This is a genomic window from Firmicutes bacterium HGW-Firmicutes-1 (assembly GCA_002841625.1).
GTDB lineage: Bacteria > Bacillota > Clostridia > Lachnospirales > Vallitaleaceae > HGW-1.
Genome location: PHAG01000015.1, coordinates 1 through 17,790, shown reverse-complemented (window position 1 = coordinate 17,790; position 17,790 = coordinate 1). Strand labels below are relative to the sequence as shown.

The following is a 17,790-nucleotide window of genomic DNA, read 5'->3' as shown; positions in this document are numbered from 1 at the left end:
TTCACCTCCATATTTTTCTGACTATTCCTTAGAAATGGAAATATTAATTGATGAAGTATCATTTGTAACAAACTTTCTTGGCAAAGAGAACGTTATCATTGTTCCTGGTTCAACTATTGCTTTTTTTATTGTTAATAAAGTTTTATCAGTATTATCCTTTACTACTAATTTTATATCTTCATTAGGATTTTTTACACGTAAATAGAATTTTACTGCTTTTTCTTGATTATTTAATGCATCAATATGTTGAGGCACTACATATCCAATATGATTGTCATGTGTAATTTCTACATCCTTTTCTTCTTTATTCATTTCGTTATTAATTAATGCTGCCGCTGCTTTACCAGCAATTTCGGCCTCTTGTGTAACATTATCAACTAGATCATGTACATGAAGTACATTACCACAAGCAAATACCCAAGGAATATTTGTTATGCGTTTTTCATTCACTACAGGTCCTCTAGTTACACTATCTATTTGGCAGCCTAAATTGGCAGACAATTCGTTTTCTGGTATTAAACCTACTGAAAGTAAAAGAGTATCACACGCAACATATTGCTCTGTGCCTTCTATTGGTTTAAGATCTTTACCAACTTCTACTATAGTTACACCTTCTAATCTTTCTTTACCATGAATGTCAATGATAGAGTGGCTTAATAATAGTGGAATACCATAATCATCCAAACACTGAACTCTATTTCGTACTAACCCTGTAGAATAAGGCATAAGTTCAACAACACCTTTTACATTTACGCCTTCTAAGGTAAGTCGTCTTGCCATAATTAATCCAATATCTCCAGATCCTAGAATTACTACTTCTTTTCCCGGAATAAATCCTTCTAAGTTTACATAGCTTTGTGCTGTACCTGCTGTCATAACGCCTGCTGGACGGTTACCCGGTATTGTAATAGCACCACGGGTTCTTTCTCTACAACCCATTGATAAGATTACCGCCTTTGTCTCTACAGAAAACATTCCATCTTCTCTGTTTACAGCAATTACTTTTTTATCTTCCATTATTTCCATTACCATAGTTCCTAATTTCACATCAATATCAGAATTTTCAACCTCTTTAATAAATCGACCTGCATATTCTGGACCAGTTAATTCTTCCTTAAAATATTGTAAACCAAATCCATTATGAATACATTGTTGTAGAATACCCCCTAGGTAAGAGGCTCTTTCACAAATAAGTACTTTTTTAACGCCATTTTTTCTTGCTTCTAGTGCTGCTGCAAGACCAGCAGGACCTCCACCAACAATGACTAAATCATACTCTAATTTTTTCATGACTGCTATCTCCTTCCTCTAAAGATAATTCTTTATTCCTAAACGCTAATACCGTAGATTTTCCACCTTTTAGTGTAACCTCGAGCGGAGAAATATGTAACTCCTTACTAATTATGTCTAGTACCTTAGTTCCGCAAAAACCGCCTTGACAACGTCCCATTCCTGCTCTAACTCTACGTTTAATTGCATCCATATCCATCGCTGGTATAGGTCTATGAATTGCATCAATAATTTCGCCTCTGCTAATGGACTCACATCTACAAATGATTTCGCCAAAATCAGGATTTTTTTCAATATAAGAAGTTCTCTCCTCATAAGATAATTCTGCAAGCAGTACAGGTTTTTCTCTACCGATAATATAATTTGCTTTTGGAGAAAAATCCAAATCATAATCTAACTCTTTAATGAGACCCTCAACCATAGTGGCTATAGCAGGTGCTGATGTTAACCCTGGTGATTGAATTCCTGCAACATTGATGAGTCCCCTTACTGTTTTAGCATGTTCAATAATAAAATCTTCGTTATCACTTGCTGCCCTAAGTCCAGAGAATGCAGTAATTACTTCACCCATTCTTGGTAAAGCAGGAAATAAATGTGAAATCGCATTTTTATATATGTCATTTAAGGCTTCTGCAGTAGTAGCTAAATCTGTTTTGTCATCAATTTCTTCCGCATTTGAACCTGCTATTATATTTCCATGAACTGTAGGATTAACAATCATCCCCTTTGAAACTTTAGTTGGAGATGTATATATTGTATGATTTAATAATTTACCCCATTTTTTATCGTATATGAAATATTGTCCTTTTCTTGGTGTAATATTAAATTCTATTTCTTCAACCATACTTGCTATTTTGTCTGAATACAGCCCTGCTGCATTAATAACAACATTAGCCTCAATATCACCTTTGTTCGTCTTAACACCAAAGACTGTTTTATTTTTAACAATAACGTCTAAAACTTCGGTATTAAATAAAACCGTAGTACCATTAAGCACTGCATTTTCTGCTAATGCTACCGTATATTCAAATGGATTAATAATCCCTGTTTCAGGTTCGAATAATCCATATTTCGCCTCTGGATTTAAATTAGGTTCCATTTCATGCAATTCTTTTTGATCAAGAATCTTCATGCCTTTAATACCATTTTTTGTGCCATTTTCTAATGTCTTTTTCATTTTCTCTAGGTCAGTTTCATCGAATCCAACTGTTATTGAACCAAATGGCTTTTCCAAACATACATCTAATTCCTCGCATAATTTCTTAATTACTCGATTTGCTTCCAAAGCTAATTTACCCTTTAATTTGTCTGCATCAATGTTAAAGCCGCTATGAATCATAGCAGAATTCGCTTTGCTTGATCCCATACAAACATCACTAGCTTTTTCCACTAGAGTAATGTTTAAATTGTATTTTGCTAGTTGATATGCAATTGAAGTACCAATCACACCACCACCAATTATCAAAATATCTGTTTCCATGGTTTCATCTCCTTGTTTTATGATTTTTTTATAATAACTTGGGTAGCGTTTACATACCATTCATGTAAACGCCTCCCAAATAATTATGTTTGAATCAAATGTCTATTTGTCGTCTGCCCAAGCTAATGTAGCTTTTACAGCTCGTTTATAACCTTTATAAAGTTCAGTTCTTCTTTCTGCAGTCATTTCTGGTTTGAATAATCTATTAATCGTTCTATTTTTAACGATGTCATCTTGATCTTTCCAGAATCCTACTGCTAAACCAGCTAAGTAAGCAGCTCCAGCAGCTGTTGTTTCTACGTTGTCCGGTCTTTCAACTTCTACGTCAACGATATCAGCGATAAATTGCATCAATAGGTTATTGTTGCTAGCGCCACCATCAACCTTTAAGATAGATAATCTTTCGCCTAAATCTTCTGAGAAGCAATCAAATAAATCTCTTGTTGCATATCCTAAGGACTCTAATGTTGCTCTAATAATGTGATTTTTTGTAGTGCCTCTAGACATACCAAAGATAGCTGCTCTAGCGTAAGAATTCCAATATGGAGCGCCTAATCCTACAAGTGCTGGAACAAGATAAATTTCTCCTGATTCTACTTTACTTGCAAAGTATTCAGAGTCAGGTGTTGCTTCTACCATTTTCAATTCATCACGTAACCATTGCATTGATGCACCTGCAGCAAATACAACAGCTTCTAATAAGTATTCAACTTTGCCGTTAAGGCCCCAACCGATTGTAGTACAAAGTCCGTTCTTTGATAAAAATGGTTTTTCACCAATATTCATCATCATAACGCCTGCTGTACCATATGTATACTTAGCCATACCTTTTTTGAAACAAGCTTGACCAAATGTAGCTGCTTGTTGGTCACCAGCATCGCCAGTAATTGGGATAGCTCTATCAAAGATTTGAGCAGTAACACCAAATTCTCCACTGCTAGGTAATACTGTTGGTAATATTGACGCTGGTATATCAAACATTTCTAACAACTCTTTATCCCATTCAAGAGTATGAATATTGTAAACCATTGTTCTTGAAGCATTACTATAATCTGTTACATGATTTTTTCTGCCAGTAAGATTCCATAAAATCCAAGTATCAACTGTACCGAAAAGTAATTCTCCATTATTTGCTTTCTCACGAGCGCCTGGGACGTTATCTAGCATCCATCTTATTTTTGTTGCAGAGAAATAAGAGTCTATCACTAAACCTGTTTTTTCTCTAACAGTTTGGTTAGCATTAGGATCTTTAGCTTTTAATTCGTCACAGAATTCCGCTGTTCTTCTATCTTGCCATACGATAGCATTGAAGATTGGTTCTCCAGTATTTTTGTTCCAAACAATTGATGTTTCACGTTGATTTGTGATACCAATAGAAACGATTTCATCCTCTGTAATGCTAGCTTTTTTCATAGCAGCTGCTATAACTTCAACAGTTACTTGCCACATTTCCATTGGATCTTGTTCTACCCAACCCGAATGAGGATAGAATTGTGCAAATTCCTTTGCAAATACACTACAAATTTCCCCAGCATGATTAAAAAAAATCGCCCTAATACTAGTAGTTCCTTGATCAATACTTAAAATATATTTTTTCATTGCCGCCTTACCACCTTTCCATTTATTAAAAATGCAATGTTACGCACTTTTTTCATTATTCAATGTTACAAAACCTCCCCATTCGCTACGGTTAAACTTCTTACCTTGTTTTCATTCGTCTTTTCGAACTAGCTCCATAATTGCACGACCGAGTGCATAATCAATAATAAGTACATCCACTAATTTACCTTTTAATGCAGCTAAAATTGTATGAGCCTTGCTTTCATCCGAGGCTATTGTTATTTTAGTGTTGATTTTCTTAAACTTATCTAAATCAATGGCAATTGTTCTATCCCTTAAATCTCCAACACATTCTTCACCATTTTCATTGATAAATCTTAGTGCTATATCACCAAAAACGTTTTCTTTCTTAAGCCCAGCTAATTCTTCTTCCGTTAAATAATCCTTACCTGCTAAAACTGAACTTAATTGTGGATACATTGACCCAATACCATTGATTGCAATTGTTACATTATCAAACATATCAAAAACAACTTTAGTGTTTTTTTCATTTATAATCGAATCCGCAATTTTCCTATTACTCATTAACGCTTCTGACAGAAGATAATAATTTCTTCCCCCAAATGCCATCGCCATTCTTGAAACCAGCGTTCTTACATCTAATTCATGATCACAACATGCAATACTACCATGTAAAGTAACAAATGCTGCATCTACTTTTTGACACGGATTCAAGTAATGTATCAAATAGTACATTGTTGTTCCCCAGGTAATACCTAATACATCATCCTCCGTGATTATTCTTTGAAGATATCGTGCACCTTCTAGAGCCACTAGCTTTTTAATCGCCTCAGCATTATTTCCTTTTTCGTCTACTTGGCTCACGAAATCATTTGGTGCGATAATAACATCCTTCAATCCAAATGCTTTTAGTAGATCTTCCTCTAAATACATACACTCAATATATGGATCTCTAATTACAAATTCTATAATTTTTTCTTCTTTGGCTTTTTTAATAAGGCGTGAAACAGTTGTTATTGATATATTCATTTTTTCTGCAATTTCATTCTGGGGCACATTTTTTATATAGTATAGATATGCTGCCTTAAGAATTGCAAAATTCGATTGATTATATACTTCTGGTTCCATATTCATACTTCCTTTTTATATATTTAATGTGTTTTTTCCTTTATTGCTAGTATCTGTTATATTAATTAAATTTACTTTATGTTACCTTATTCGTATATATAAATATATTATTTGTTAATTTTATTATTAATATTTATTTGTTGTTGAGTTTTCAAGTTCCTGCTTTCAAGGTGATTATACTGCGCATAGAATTTATTAGCAATAGAGAAATTATTTTCACTACGCTATAATCATATGTCTAAATAATAAAAAGCACTTTGGTATAATTTATACTACAAATGTGCTTTTCCTTAGTCGATTAAATAGAAAAGACTTCAAATAAACAAAGTGTTTACTTGAAGCCTAATATGAATCTATCTAGTCTCTAATAATTTGCTTATATCATATCTAAAATCTGAAAAGTGTTTTTCCATAGTTAAGCCTTCATCAATATCGAAATCTACATATTTGCCATTTTTAAAGGCAACTACTCTATTGCTTTTTCCCTCACACAACAAATCAACAGCATAAGCTCCCATCATTGATGCATGCATTCTGTCAAGTGCTGTTGGGCTACCTCCACGTTGTAAGTGACCTAATATTGTAGCTCTACTTTCGATACCTGTTACTCTTTCAATTTTTTCAGCCAACTCTATAGAACCACCAACACCTTCAGCAATAATAATTAAATTGTGTCTTTTACCTTTTTTTCTATTTTCTAGTACTCGTCTAATAATTTCATTTTCATTAATTTCTGGTCTTTCTGGAATAATAATTTCCTCTGCTCCATTTACGATACCACACCATAACGCAATATAGCCTGCATCTCTACCCATAACTTCGACGATAGAGCATCTTTCGTGTGAAGTTGATGTATCTCTAATTCTATCGATGTTTTGCATTGCAGTATTCACTGCAGTGTCGAAGCCAATTGTATAATCTGTACATCCTATGTCCAAATCAATGGTACCAGGAACACCAATCGTATTAATTCCTAGATTTGAAAGTTTTTCAGCACCTCTAAAAGAACCATCTCCACCAATGACAACAAGACCATCAATGCCAAATACCTTACACATTTCAGCTCCTCTTTGTTGTCCCTCTGGTGTCAAGAACTCTTTACACCTTGCTGTATATAAAATTGTACCGCCTCTTTGAATTGTATCTGAAACACTTTTTGAATCCATTTCAAAGATTTCTCCAGATATTAACCCATTATAACCTTTTCTAATACCCATAACCTTTTTGCCTTTTGCTAAAGACGTTCTAACCACTGCACGTATTGCAGCATTCATACCTGGTGCATCTCCACCACTTGTAAGAACACCAATCGTTGATATTTCTTTACTCATTTTTTTACCTCCATATGATTTCACAAGAAAATCGGCTGTACCGAGTTAAAAATCCTCGTTTCATATCTGCCGCTTTTCCAATTGTTTATGCAGAACTTTCCTTATCAACAAGAAAATCGGCTAAGTTGAGTTCACATTCTAATACCAATCTACCACTTTTCCGACTTACTTATGAAAACTTTATACTTGATATTAATATTCTTATAATAGAGTTAAACTCCAGTTTACTTTTGAAAGTGGGTGATGCTTCCAATATGAGCAATGACACTAAAACTATTCTATTCCTGAATTGTTTTTTACAATGCTTTTATAGCAGTCTTATTGTATTACATTTTACTTAAAATTTCAACACTCTTTCTTTAACTTTTACATTCTCTTCTCCAGCTATCGTCTCAAAGACCGCTAAAGACTCTTTTGTTAACCGTATTCTGTAATTTTTCAATTCTCTTTTCATGTTTTCTTTTTGCAAGTAAAGCACTACCCTATGCTCCCCAAACAGCTGTTCCATACTAAATTCTAAAGCTGCTCTTTTTTCTTCATAATCTTCCTCGTCATTAAAACGGATAAATAACTTCTTTTCAATGATATCATCAAACCTTGAGATCTGACTGCAAATTATTTTAGCATTTTGTTCTTCTTGAATGCTCACTCTACCTTTGATAAATATTTTTTCATCCTCTAATAGGATACTTTTATATTGTTCATATAGATTTGGAAATACAATCGCTTCAACAACACCATATAGGTCCTCTACCATTAAAAAAGCCATTGTTTTATTATTTCTAACGGTTTTAATTGTCTTTTCACTAATAAGACCACCAATGATCACATTTTGTCCTTCATATAGTCTATGCATTGATATCCCTTGGTCATCTTCATAAGAAAAATCAAAACTTTTATGCGAAATTAATCTCTCCCAAGTTTCGCCATAGCTTTGTAACGGATGCCCGCTAACGTATATTCCTAAGACTTCTTTTTCAAAAGTCAACAGTTGCTCTTCATGATATTCCTCTACCTGAGGTAGCAAATCATCTAGAAATGATTCTTTAACTACGTCCTCCGAAAATGAGAACAAATCAATCTGTCCATCAAATACAGTTTTTTGTCCATGTGTTATAGCATCTAATATTGGTTTATAGCCTTGCATATACTGTTTTCTATTTCCTCCTAAAGAATCAAAAGCTCCTGCTTTTATTAGGCTTTCAAGCAACCTTTTATTTAGATTGCTTGTTCCTAGTCTTTCGCAAACTTGGGTAAACGATTCAAATCTTCCATTTCTTTCTCTTTCATCAACAATAACCTTTATGGCATTTTTACCAACATTCTTAACAGCTGCTAGAGAAAATCTCATTTGATCTTTTGAAACTGAAAAATACCAGTATCCTTCATTAATATCCGGAGGCAGCAAAGTAATCTCCATACTCTTTAAGGTTGCAATGTACTCTGATACCTTAGATGGATTATCCATTACTGAAGTAAGCAATGCGGCCATAAACTCAATAGGGTAATGTGTTTTCAACCATGCTGTTTGATATGCTACAATTGCATATGCTGCTGCATGAGATTTATTAAATGCATATTTTGCAAAATCTGTCATTGTATTAAATATTTCTGTAGCTGCAGCCTCTGATATACCTTTCTTTGCACAACCTGGTACTCCGTCTACATCATTGCCATAAATAAAGTTGTTTCTTTCTTCATTCATTACGTCTTCTTTTTTCTTTGACATAGCACGTCTTACCAAATCACTTCGCCCTAAGGTATACCCCGCTAAGTCTCGAACGATCTGCATAACCTGTTCTTGGTAGACAATACATCCATAAGTAGGTTCTAGTATGGGTATTAGTTCTTCACAAGCATACTTAATGGCACCAGGATTTCTTTTTCCAGCTATGTACTGCGGAATGAAATCCATTGGTCCTGGGCGATATAGGGATACCCCTGCAATAATATCCTCAATATTCTCAGGTTTTAAATCCTTCATAAAGCTCTTCATTCCAGCGCTTTCTAATTGAAATACACCTTCTGTTTTACCAGAACTAATTAGCTCAAAGGTGGCTGAATCATCATATGGGATAGTGTCCATATTGATATCAATATTTTTGCTGACCTTAATTTGCTTCACTGCATTTTGTATTACTGTTAAGGTTCTAAGCCCTAAAAAGTCCATCTTTAATAACCCAAGCTCTTCTAATGTTGTCATGGTAAATTGAGTCGTTATTGCTCCATCACTCGCATTAAGTGGAACATATTCATATACTGGTTTTTCACAAATAACTACACCAGCCGCATGGGTAGAGCTATGTCTTGGCAAACCCTCTAACCTTCTTGACATATCAATTAAATATTTGATTTGTTCATCTTCTTTATATAATGTACCCAGCTCCGAATTTACCTTCAGTGCCTTATCTATAGTGATTTTAAGCTCTTGAGGGATCATCTTTGCAACTTTATCAACTATTGGATAGGGAAGGTTTAGCGCCCTACCTACATCACGAATAACAGCTCTTGCAGACATAGTTCCAAATGTAATGATTTGTGCCACCTTATCTTCACCATACTTAGCAACAACATAATCAATAATTTCTTGGCGTCTTTCATAACAAAAATCTATATCAATATCAGGTAGACTGATTCTTTCAGGATTTAAGAATCGTTCAAACAATAATTGGTATTTAATCGGGTCAATATCCGTAATCCTTAATACATAGGAAACAATACTTCCTGCTGCCGAGCCTCTACCTGGTCCAACAATTATATCGTTGTCCTTAGCATATTTTATAAAATCCCAAACAATTAGAAAGTAATCTACGTACCCCATTTCTTCAATAACAGACAATTCAAATTCCATTCTCTCAAGTAGCTCTGTACTAACATCTACATATCTTTCTTTTATTCCATGATTACACAAATATCTTAAATACTCCCTAGCATCATAACCCTTTGGCACATCATATTTAGGGAGTTTGATATTACCAAACTCAAAATCAACTTTGCATCTTTCAGCAATCTTATGTGTATTTTCAAGAGCTTCCAAATGTTCAGGAAAGATCTCCAGCATTTCCTCAGGAGATTTGGCATAAAATTGTCCCCCAGGATATCTCATTCTATCTTGGTCATCTACTTTTTTATTTGTTTGTATGCATAGAAGTATATCGTGAGCTTTCGCATCCTCCGCAAAGGTATAATGGATATCGTTTGTTGCAACAAGAGGTATGTTTATTTCCTTGCTTAATTTAATAAGACCAATGTTAACTTTCTTTTGTTCTTTATAACCATGGTCTTGCAATTCCAGAAAAAAATTACCTTTTCCTAATATAGCTTCATATTGCAATGCGACTTCTTTTGCATGTTCATAATCATCTTTTAAAATGGCATTGGATACTTGTCCAGCTAAGCACGCACTTAATCCAATGATCCCCTCGCTGTGATTTGCAAGTAACTCAAGATCTATTCGAGGCTTATAGTAAAATCCTTCTGTAAATCCGTCTGAAACTAGCTTCATCAAATTTTGATAACCAACTTGATTCTCAGCTAATAAAACAAGGTGGTAATAACCAGACTCTTGTTTAGATTCCTTGTTCCACCTGGAATGATGTGCCACATATACTTCACATCCAATAATAGGTTTAATACCTTGCTTCTTTGCTTCCTTGTAAAAATCTATAACGCCATACATAACACCATGATCTGTTATGGCGATTGAATCCATACCCATTTTTTTAACTTGTTCAATAAGCTCAGTAATTTTACTGGAGCCATCTAATAAGCTATATTCAGTATGTACGTGCAAATGGGTAAAGGGAATTTTTTTGTTTGTTGATGTCATAGGTTCACTTCCTTTGGTGAAAAAAGCTAGTTTGAATTAATTATATCATCACTTATTGTAAAATACTAGGGCCACAAATTGCGCTAGCACAAGAAAATCGGCTGTGCTGAATTAAAATCTTTGTTACCTATCTGCCGCTTTTCTAATTGCTTACGCAGAACTTTCTTAATAAACAAGAAAATCGGCTGTGCTGAATTAAAATCTTTGTTACCTATCTGCCGCTTTTCTAATTGCTTACGCAGAACTTTCTTAATAAACAAGATAATCGGCTGTGCAGAACTTTCTAGGATAATAATAAAAGCCCGAATATAATTCGGGCTTTTTGTATTATCTTTTTGAGAATTGAGGTGCACGTCTTGCAGCCTTCAAACCATATTTCTTTCTTTCTTTCATTCTAGGATCTCTTGTTAAGTAACCTGCTTTTTTAAGCGCCGGTCTAAATTCGATATCTGCTTCCAAAAGAGCTCTTGAAATTCCGTGTCTGATAGCTCCTGCTTGACCAGTATAACCGCCACCTTTTACAGTAACAAGAACATCAAATTTATCAAGCGTTGCTGTTAAATTAAGTGGTTGACGAACGATAACCTTTAAGGTTTCTAATGCTAAATAATCATCAAATTCTCTTTTATTTATAGTAATTTTCCCTTTACCAGGTACTAGATAAACTCTTGCAACACTACTTTTTCTACGACCAGTTCCATAATATTTAACTTGTGCCACTGTGGTTCCTCCTTCCAATATACATTATTAACTACCTTCATTTATTAGAATTTGATTTCTAATACTTCTGGTAATTGTGCTTCATGATTGTGTTCTGTGCCTTTGTATACACGTAATTTCTTTAACATTTTTCTACCGATTTTGTTTTTTGGTAGCATACCTTTAACTGCATGCATAAAAACTTCTTCAGGTTTGTTAATCATCATATCACGGTATTTTGTTTCTTTTAAGCCACCTGGATGTCCAGTATGGTATCTATATAGTTTTTGATCTAGTTTTTTCCCAGTTAAAACAACCTTCTCTACGTTTAAAACAATAACGTGATCGCCTGTGTCAACATGTGGTGTATAAATTGGTTTGTTCTTACCACTAAGAATTTTTGCAACTTCTGATGCAACCCTACCAAGAACTAGGTCTTTTGCATCAACCACATACCACTTGCTCTCAACGCTTTCTGCATTAGGCATATAAGTATTCATCGAGTTTCCTCCTTATTGAGTTCTATTGCTTAAAGTTTTCATTGTATGGTTAAAATCCGGGGCTAAGGGATTTTAAGATACGGTCTCACGAAAAATAATTATAGTACATTCTTCCTCGTGTGTCAAGCCTTTTTTACCAGTTCGTCAATGTTTTTGTTATAGTGAAAGCCTTTTATTGACGCATCCTTTACCCTCTCGTCTAAATTACACCATCATTAATACACTATAACTTTATTTCTTCCTAATTCTTTGCCCTTATATAAGGCCTGATCTGCAATGCTAATGCAGTGATCAATGTTCATATTATCCATATGTTTACTTATTCCAAATGTCATTGTGACATTAACTTGAATATTTTTAACCATAATATTGGTATTTTCCACTCCATCTCTAAGCAATTCTGTAAAGGTTATTACTCTTTCTGAATCTTCTTCATCAACAATGAAAAGAAATTCTTCTCCACCCCATCTACTTGCAACACCTTTTCCTTTGATCATCTCTTTAAAAAGTTTTGCTAGGTGTAAAAGCAATTCATCTCCTACACTATGTCCATAAGTATCATTGATGGTTTTAAAATTATCTATATCTCCTAGAATAATATAAAATTTTTCATTGTTTCTTATTTTAAATGCCATAATGTCATACATATGTCTTCTGTTAGAAAGTTTAGTCAAGTAGTCCGTTTTTGTCATTGCTACTAGCTCTGCCAATGTATTACTGAGCTCCTTTGTTCTTTCACTTACTCTCTCTTCCAAAGATATATTTGCATTTTTTAAATCAAGTAAAATCTCTTCCTTTTCCTGCGTTAATTTTTCAGCAGTTGAAAAAGCCTTTGAAAATTTTGTGGCTAACGTAAATGCTTGAGAAATAGCAAAGGCAGCAACACCGAAAGGAATCATAGAGCCTTTATTGATTAATACAAATTGATAAATGATATCATTGATAATTGCGACCCCAAAAAGCATAAATCCAAACAATACATGATCTGCATACTCCCATTTTTTCAAATATCCTTTTACAAGTTTTATAAGGCTATAACCTAAAAACAGAGCTATAAAAAGACAGAAAGGAATCGATAGCAAATCATAATAATGATAGCTAAACAGTAATGTAGTCCCTCCAAAAGCCAAAGAAATATATTTTGATATTGTATAAAATCTCTTAGGGAAAAGACCGTCTAATGTATAGTACAAAAATCCTGCTAATGCAAACATGGAAATATATGCCGTTAAATATCCTAATCTAGAATATATATTATGAGAAATAATCGGAAATAAGGTTATAAAAAATCTTTCACCGACAAATAAAGTTCTTGCAGCCACCAAGAAACAGAAGAGAGAAAAAAATAAAGGTGATTTATCCTTTCTTCTTTTTAGGTATAAACCCAAGTGATAGATACTAATGATGATTAGAATTCCAAACAGAAACAAATCCTTTCCTAGTGCTAATTGATTTTCATGATAGATTGCATCAACTAGGCCTATATCTGGTGGGCCAACCAAACAATCTCCAAGATAAAAGTCTGAAGCATGAATTACTATTTCGATTTCCTCATCATCCGGCTTAAAGAAAGTCACAAGATTTTTGTACCTAGGCGAGCTGGTTTCTTTAGATGTTCCAATTTCGCCGATTCCTCCAAGTTCCTTTCCATCTACAAACACCTTATACGATGATAAAATGAGGGTAGTCTTTAAACCAATAATCTTTGAGGGATCACTTATTTTTACTTTTGTACGTAAGGTAGCATAAAAATAGTCTTCTTCAAAAGGCTTAATATGATCGAAAACCGTTCTATTTGCTGGCAATTTAACATAACTAGCCTCTCCTTGTAGATTCTTTTGAAAAGTATCTGGAGAAATAAACTGGTTGAAATAAATTTCCCATTGGTTATTCAATTTAACAATACCATTTTTTTCAAAATCCCATTTGGTTAAATCAACATAACCTTCATTCATAATTTTGTCCGCATTCTTAGTGGTATTGTTGTTTAAAATCCCATACCCAAGAGATCCAAAAAAAACAATAAGAACAATTCCAATAATAACTATTCTGTGTTTCATGACCTTCCCCCTAAAACTATACGTGATTAATAATTGCCCCATCAAACAAATGAAATCTCTTTGTACTTGGCAATGAACCATTATTGTTAAACTCTACAGGAGAATATCCGTTAGCTACATAGCGTTCCGATAAATAACCCATTTTCATATATGTTTGGGCAACTAATTGACTGCAAAAATACATTCCAGTAGGTCCTTGAATGTTTTTTTCTTTTCCTTCTAGATATATTTTACACAAATCTTTTATTGTAGGGAAACTAGCCGTATGTACCTCAAAAATGAATTTCTTAAGCTCTGTCAATTCATCTTTGGAAATCACACTATTTAAATATCTAATCTTAAAATGGTTATCAAACCCTTGTTTGATATCCTCTGATATTCTGTCCTTCAAGGGAATAAGCATAGGACCATTGGGTTTCTCCTTACCTAAAATCACATCAATAATTCCGTCTCCTGATGATGTGGATTCCCATATAAATGGTCCTTCACCTTCCAATCCAACATCTTTTGGAAGTACAATCATCCCAATATGGGACCAATAAGACCACTCTAATAATTCTATGAGTTCGCTAGTTGATTGTTTTCCATGAAACAATATTAAGTCACCTGTAGCTAATGTTTTTTCAATTTCTGAGTAATGTATTTGTCTGTCCATTTTTTCCTCTCTTATCTTTCGCAATTGGTACTATATACCCATATATTAACACATACAAATCATTATTGCCATAATAGCTTGCCATATTTTTACATTTTATCCCTTTCACTTTACAAATTTCCCTTCCCAACTTCCTATCAAATAAAAAATATAATTGCATTATAACTTGTCACCTCTTATAGCTTGACTCATATAATAAACTAAGGGAATATCTTAAACTTGAAATTAAATAATGATTTTGAACCTTAAAAGAAGGGAGGGAAAATATATGAGTGATTCTGATTTTAGAAATGAAAAGTGCGATGATAAATATGACAAATTTGACAAATATGAAAAACATGATAAATACGATAAATACGATAAATACGATAAATACGATAAGTACGATAAAGAGAAAAAATACAAAAAAGATGTGGTGATTGCTTGTGGACAAGTATGTGACCAATGTATTAATGTTTTTGATTGTGACAGAAAATGCGAGGTAGCTTCTTTAGAAATTGACTTAAAACATTTTAAAAAACCAATTGTAAAACTCGACTTCTCTAGTATTGTAAAATTCAGAGACCTAGAAGTTAACCTAGATCTTCCGATTCTTGACTTACTTACTGCCGCTAATGCAAGCTTTACACTTCAATTGTTCAAGGTTACAAATTGTTGCAAAAAAGTATGTATCGGAACTTGGAAGTTTGCTAGATATTACAACAGCGCCGAAGATTTACTTTCAACAACAAATGGTATTGAATTAGGTTTATTCTTAGCTGCTACATCTGATTCTTTCTGTTTTACAACTTGCGATGAACCAAAATGTGATGACTGCGTACTATATACATTAGAAGTTAAAGAAACAACTGGTCTTAACATAGAAATACCATTTATTTCGAAATTGATTTTAACACAAATTAACTTTAATGCAATTGCTGTAGAAAAATGCTAAATACCAATAGAGTTTAATTATTCCTGGTTTTAATACGTAATCCAAATTTACTAATATAATGGGGACGGTTCTCTCATTTATTTTGAAATCAAAATGAATGAGAGAACCGTCCCCATATTCGTTGTTGAGCAAAAAACTTTTCCAAACAAATACTCTATAAAGAGTCCCCAATGTCTCTCAAGTGTTCTATGAGCTGTGTAGTCTCTTGGGATAATTGAATTTGTTGAGAATCAGTATCCATCATCTTCTGCGTACAATCAACTGCTACTCGAATAGAATCCCCTACCTTTTCTAATTTCTCCACAACATTTTTACTCGAAACTTGATTTTTACTTACAGAAGACATCACTTCTAAGATATTCATGACCACTTCATTGATATATTCACCTATCATGTCAAATGCTTTCTCAGACTCTTCAAATGAAACAATTCCTATATCCACTTTTTCATGTTCATCTTTAATAAGATCACTTGCTACAATAATTTCATTTTGAATGTTTTGTGTCAAAAATTGAATATTTTGTGCCGACTCTTGTGTTTGTGAAGCCAATTTTCTAATTTCATCTGCAACAACAGCAAATCCTCTGCCGTGTTCTCCCGCTCTTGCAGCTTCTATTGCTGCATTTAGGGCAAGTAAATTGGTCTGTTCTGAAATTTGAGTGATTAAAGCGTTCATATTACCAATTTCAACAGATTGTTTTTTCAGAGATTGTATAACGGTCTCTAAACTATTTGCCCCTTCTTTAATACAATGCATCTGCGTCATAGAATTTTGAATTGAGTCTTGTCCTTCGGCGGCTGTTGTAAAAGCTAATTCAGCACTTTTTGACATAGTTTGAATAAATGCATCTGTCTCTTCAACTGAAGTGGTCATTTCATCCACTAAATGGTTCACTTCACCCATATAATTGCTTTGATTTTCTACTTCATCACACATTTTATTTAGTAAGTTTCTTTTCTGATTAAGTAAATCTCGATTTTCTTCTTCATAGTTAAATAAATTTTTAATAATTTCCAATATTTCTTTCCCGAAAGCTTTTTTACTTTGAATCGCTTCTTTAATATTAGAAAGCATTAAAAACAAACTTCTCTCAACTTTTTGCAGGCCTCTTAGGTTAGAATTTTCGGTGATATTTGGATTAAGATTGATAATAATGTCCTTTGATTCTTCATCCCAAGCATTTTCTATTATCTTATTCAGATTATTATAATGCTTATTATTTATAGATTTCATGAAATTCATCATAGTATTTTGCTCCTTTTTTTTTATTTAAAATATATAATCCCTAGAAAATCTGGGGAGGATTCATTAGGGATTATATAAAGGGAGTCTATCGAAAATGTAGGTACTTACTTCATAGGGTCTATATTACTTTTTAATGCTTCTTCAATTTCAGAAGCTGTATTGAGCAGCATAATGCTTTCACATAATTTTGCTGCTTCCTCCATGTTTATGTTTTGAATTAACCATTTTGATTCTAATATGGCAGAAGCACTCATACTAAATTCATCAAGGCCCATTCCTAACCAAAGAGGAATTAATCTTTTTAATCAGACGTATAACTGCAGGATCATAAGGTGAATATAGGTGGGAAACCAATGGATTCATTCGATCCACAGCAATCGTATATTGAATTAAGTCATTTGTTCCAATACTAAAGAAATCAACTTCTTTTGCAAATACATCAGCCATTATAGCAGCAGCTGGGGTTTCCATCATCATACCCACTTCAAGTTCTTGATTAAAGGCTATGTTTTCTTCTGTTAATTCTTTCTTAACCTCATTTAGAATAACTTTTGCTTCTACAAGCTCTTTATAGGTTGAGATCATAGGAAACATTATTTTTACATTCCCAAAAGCACTTGCTCTTAGTATGGCTCTTAGTTGCGTCTTCCACAAATCTACACGCTCTAAACACAATCTGATTGCTCTAAAGCCGAGAAATGGATTCATTTCTTTTTCAATTTCTAAACATTTTAGTTCTTTGTCTCCACCAATGTCTAAGGTTCTAATGACAACAGGGTTCCCTTTCATTGCTTCAGTTACTTTTTTGTAAGCACAGAATTGTTCTTCTTCAGTAGGTAACGTATCCCTACTCATGTAAAGAAATTCTGTTCGAAACAAACCAATACCTTGACCATTTTTATCTAGTACATTTTTTATATCATCTGGTGTACCTATATTAGCAGCTAATTCAATTTCTACTCCATCTTTGGTAATTGCCTTTGTATATTTCAATTGACTTAGCTTTGTTTTATATTCTTCAATTATAATTTTCTCATTGTTAAAATGTTCTATCGTG

The 17,790-nt window shown here is 33.5% G+C and carries 14 protein-coding genes and 1 pseudogene; 1 reads left to right on the top strand and 14 read right to left on the bottom strand.

Annotated elements, in window-relative coordinates; genetic code table 11:
* Positions 1 to 21: 21 nt before the first annotated feature.
* From CVU84_16080 to CVU84_16025, 12 genes are all read right to left on the bottom strand, one after another.
* Complete coding sequence (locus tag CVU84_16080) at positions 22 to 1,290, bottom strand: pyridine nucleotide-disulfide oxidoreductase (GenBank protein ID PKM93335.1); 1,269 nt, start codon at positions 1,288 to 1,290, stop codon at positions 22 to 24.
* Positions 1,271 to 2,770, bottom strand: a complete 1,500-nt coding sequence (locus tag CVU84_16075) for an FAD/NAD(P)-binding oxidoreductase (GenBank protein PKM93388.1) — start codon at positions 2,768 to 2,770, stop codon at positions 1,271 to 1,273. The genes CVU84_16080 and CVU84_16075 overlap by 20 nt, the downstream gene beginning before the upstream one ends.
* Positions 2,771 to 2,872: 102 nt before the next feature.
* Complete coding sequence (gene glpK / locus CVU84_16070) at positions 2,873 to 4,369, bottom strand: glycerol kinase (protein PKM93334.1); 1,497 nt, start codon at positions 4,367 to 4,369, stop codon at positions 2,873 to 2,875.
* 111 nt (positions 4,370 to 4,480) lie between these two features.
* On the bottom strand, positions 4,481 to 5,485 hold the full coding sequence (locus tag CVU84_16065) for a hypothetical protein (protein PKM93333.1): 1,005 nt from the start codon (positions 5,483 to 5,485) through the stop codon (positions 4,481 to 4,483).
* 347 nt (positions 5,486 to 5,832) lie between these two features.
* Positions 5,833 to 6,810, bottom strand: coding sequence for a 6-phosphofructokinase (gene pfkA, locus CVU84_16060; protein ID PKM93332.1), 978 nt, complete (start codon positions 6,808 to 6,810; stop codon positions 5,833 to 5,835).
* Between the two features lie 337 nt (positions 6,811 to 7,147).
* Positions 7,148 to 10,618: a DNA polymerase III subunit alpha gene (locus tag CVU84_16055; GenBank protein ID PKM93387.1), complete on the bottom strand. Its 3,471-nt coding sequence runs from the start codon at positions 10,616 to 10,618 to the stop codon at positions 7,148 to 7,150.
* A 104-nt stretch (positions 10,619 to 10,722) separates the two neighbouring features.
* Positions 10,723 to 10,992 (bottom strand): hypothetical protein, encoded by a 270-nt coding sequence (locus tag CVU84_16050; protein ID PKM93331.1) that lies wholly within the window; start codon positions 10,990 to 10,992, stop codon positions 10,723 to 10,725.
* Positions 10,967 to 11,359, bottom strand: a complete 393-nt coding sequence (locus tag CVU84_16045; GenBank protein PKM93330.1) for a 30S ribosomal protein S9 — start codon at positions 11,357 to 11,359, stop codon at positions 10,967 to 10,969. The genes CVU84_16050 and CVU84_16045 overlap by 26 nt, the downstream gene beginning before the upstream one ends.
* Before the next feature lie 44 nt (positions 11,360 to 11,403).
* Entirely contained in the window at positions 11,404 to 11,838 is a 435-nt protein-coding gene (locus tag CVU84_16040; GenBank protein ID PKM93329.1) for a 50S ribosomal protein L13, read from the bottom strand.
* Positions 11,839 to 12,053: 215 nt separating this feature from the next.
* Positions 12,054 to 13,979, bottom strand: a complete 1,926-nt coding sequence (locus CVU84_16035; protein PKM93328.1) for a diguanylate cyclase — start codon at positions 13,977 to 13,979, stop codon at positions 12,054 to 12,056.
* Positions 13,915 to 14,553, bottom strand: coding sequence for a hypothetical protein (locus CVU84_16030; protein ID PKM93327.1), 639 nt, complete (start codon positions 14,551 to 14,553; stop codon positions 13,915 to 13,917). The genes CVU84_16035 and CVU84_16030 overlap by 65 nt, the downstream gene beginning before the upstream one ends.
* Complete coding sequence (locus CVU84_16025; GenBank protein ID PKM93326.1) at positions 14,522 to 14,713, bottom strand: hypothetical protein; 192 nt, start codon at positions 14,711 to 14,713, stop codon at positions 14,522 to 14,524. Before CVU84_16025 ends, CVU84_16030 begins: the two co-directional genes overlap by 32 nt.
* A 108-nt stretch (positions 14,714 to 14,821) precedes the next feature.
* Here CVU84_16025 and CVU84_16020 point away from each other — a divergent pair, with 108 nt between their 5' ends.
* Entirely contained in the window at positions 14,822 to 15,487 is a 666-nt protein-coding gene (locus CVU84_16020; GenBank protein ID PKM93325.1) for a hypothetical protein, read from the top strand.
* Between the two features lie 154 nt (positions 15,488 to 15,641).
* On the opposite strand, the gene CVU84_16015 is transcribed toward CVU84_16020, so the two are convergent.
* Entirely contained in the window at positions 15,642 to 16,733 is a 1,092-nt protein-coding gene (locus CVU84_16015) for a hypothetical protein (GenBank protein PKM93324.1), read from the bottom strand.
* A 104-nt stretch (positions 16,734 to 16,837) separates the two neighbouring features.
* A pseudogene (gene ptsP, locus CVU84_16010) lies at positions 16,838 to 17,790 on the bottom strand (phosphoenolpyruvate--protein phosphotransferase).